Origin of the sequence: Actinosynnema sp. NPDC023658 (genome assembly GCF_040639995.1) — a bacterium.
Taxonomy (GTDB): domain Bacteria; phylum Actinomycetota; class Actinomycetes; order Mycobacteriales; family Pseudonocardiaceae; genus Actinosynnema.
This window is the reverse complement of record NZ_JBFAAX010000907.1, coordinates 1-2,204: the sequence shown is the minus strand read 5'-3', so window position 1 is coordinate 2,204 and position 2,204 is coordinate 1. Positions and strand designations below refer to the sequence as shown.

The 2,204-nt window shown below is 65.3% G+C and carries 2 protein-coding genes and 1 pseudogene; 2 read left to right on the top strand and 1 reads right to left on the bottom strand.

What is annotated here, in order from left to right; genetic code table 11:
* On the bottom strand, nt 1-480 hold a 480-nt coding region (locus tag AB0G02_RS36250; RefSeq protein ID WP_360803819.1), incomplete at its 3' end, for an epoxide hydrolase N-terminal domain-containing protein.
* A gap of 403 nt (nt 481-883) precedes the next feature.
* Here AB0G02_RS36250 and AB0G02_RS36245 point away from each other — a divergent pair.
* Complete coding sequence (locus AB0G02_RS36245; protein ID WP_360803816.1) at nt 884-1,363, top strand: DUF6294 family protein; 480 nt, start codon at nt 884-886, stop codon at nt 1,361-1,363.
* A 262-nt stretch (nt 1,364-1,625) separates the two neighbouring features.
* Nucleotides 1,626-2,204, top strand: a pseudogene (locus AB0G02_RS36240) (family 16 glycosylhydrolase); the annotation flags it as partial.

Below are 2,204 nucleotides of genomic sequence, written 5' to 3'. Positions count from 1 at the left end.
GCTGCCGGTCGGTCGGATCGGGGTCGTGGGCGCGAGCGGCGCGGGGAAGAGCACGTTCCTGCGGGCGTTGGCCGCGGCGCACCCCGGTGTCGCCACGTCGGGCTCGGTCAGGGGGCGGATGGCCTTCTCGAACTCGAGCACCGAGCCGGGCCACCCGTGGGTGAGCACGAGCGGCAGCGCGTTCTCGTGCGGTGACCGCACGTGCAGGAAGTGGATGCCGACCCCGTCGATCTCCGTGCGGAACTGGGGGAACGCGTTCAACCGGCGTTCGGTGGCACGCCAGTCGTAGTCGGTCGCCCAGTACTCGCACAGCTCGCGCAGGTACGCGAGCGGCACGCCCTGGGACCAGTCACCGACCGGCTCCGCGTCCGGCCACCGGGTGCGCCGCAACCGGTCCCCCAGGTCGGCCAGCTCGGCATCGGGAACGTCGATGTGGAACGGAATCACCTGGACCCCCAGTCCGTCGGGCCGAACCGGCACCTCCGGCGATGGTAGTCAGCGCGCCGGTCACGACCACGGGCCGTCCACACCGGACGCGCGGCCTCGTGCGCCGACCCGACGAGCGGTCAACCCTCGGGTCGGTCATACCAATCCCTTCCGCCCCTGGTACGACAACGGCAGGTTGTCATGGAAGTGGATCTGATTCGCGACCAAGCAGGTGCTCGCCCGGCGCACCGCGCGCAAAGGTGGCCTGAGGTTGAAGTCGATCAGGACTGCGCCGGGCGACGGTCTTCAGCCAAACAGGTGATGCGGGACTACTCCTCTTGTACGTGCGACTGGCCCGGTGTCATGGTTTCGCCAGGTCAGGACTGTGGCGGGCGTCGACAGCGGATGATCCACCTGCTACAGGCGACAGCGACAAATCTCATCACGGAGGATCACAATGACCGATGAGGCGCAGTCAAACAACGGTGAGACCACCGAAACCGAGGCCGTGGTGACCGTTCTCAAGCGAGAGGAAGTCCTGAGCGCATCGACAGAGGAGCGGGAGTCGGAGGAAAAGCTGGACACCCTTGCCGTTCAAGCTTTCGACCTCACATGGGGCGCTCCTCTCAGGAGTGGCGATTGCAAGCTGTCCGGGCTCGTAGGCGGCACCCTGGACAAGGGCCCAACCCTCAGACTTCGCTCCGACGGGACGGCAGAGCTGTTGTCACGGTTCTTCTCGACCGACGACGGAGATGCCTGGGTCGTCGTGCGTCTGGTTTTGTCGGACCGCAACGGAACGGTTCTCTTCACTTTTCCGCGCTTTTCGAGCCCCGGGACCGTGACAGACAACCAGGTTATCGACTGGATCGCTCGACTCAGCTTTCCGGCCATCTTCTTCTCGTCAGTCACCGGGGCAAATATGACATACAGCTGCTAATCTTCCTGCGGCTTGGCGGGCCTGGACCCTGACCAGGCATGAGGCCGTCCCCGCACGGGTACGGGACCGGCTCCCAACGCACCCGGGCCTGTAGGGCCTCGAACGAATCGGATTTCGACGTTACGAGACGGTGTCGATCGGTTCTCCGAGGTTGACAGCGCAGACCGTTGATCACAACTGTGGGAGCGCTCCCAGCGGCGCACGCAATCCCCGCCTGCGGTGTACCGCCGCCGACAGTCGCCTACAGAAACCGGAGCAGCCAATGAAACGCCTGATCCGAACGCTCGCCCTCACCGCGACCATGGCCCTCACCGCCGTCTACCTCGCTCCCACCGCCAACGCCGCCATCGGTGGCAGCTTCGTCGACCAGTTCAACGGGTTCGACACCAGCCGCTGGCACAAGGCCGACGGCTGGAGCAACGGCAGCATGTTCAACGTCGGCTGGCGCGCGGACCACGTCTGGAACAACGGCGGCGTCACGGGCATCAACCTGGACAAGGCCACGTGCTCCGGCGGCTGCTCCGGCAAGCCCTACGCCTCCGGCGAGTTCCGCTCCAACGACCTGTACTCGTACGGCCGGTTCGAGGTGCGGATGATGGCCGTCAAACGCCCCGGCACGGTGACGTCGTTCTTCACCTACACCGGGCCGAGCGACAACCAGCCGTGGGACTAGATCGACATCGAGATCCTCGGCAAGAACACCACCCAGATGCAGACCAACTACTTCACCAACGGCGTCGGCAGCCACGAGACGATCATCAACCTCGGATTCGACGCCTCCACCGGCTACCACAGCTACGCCATCGAGTGGTGGAACAGGGGCACGATCAACTGGTTCGTC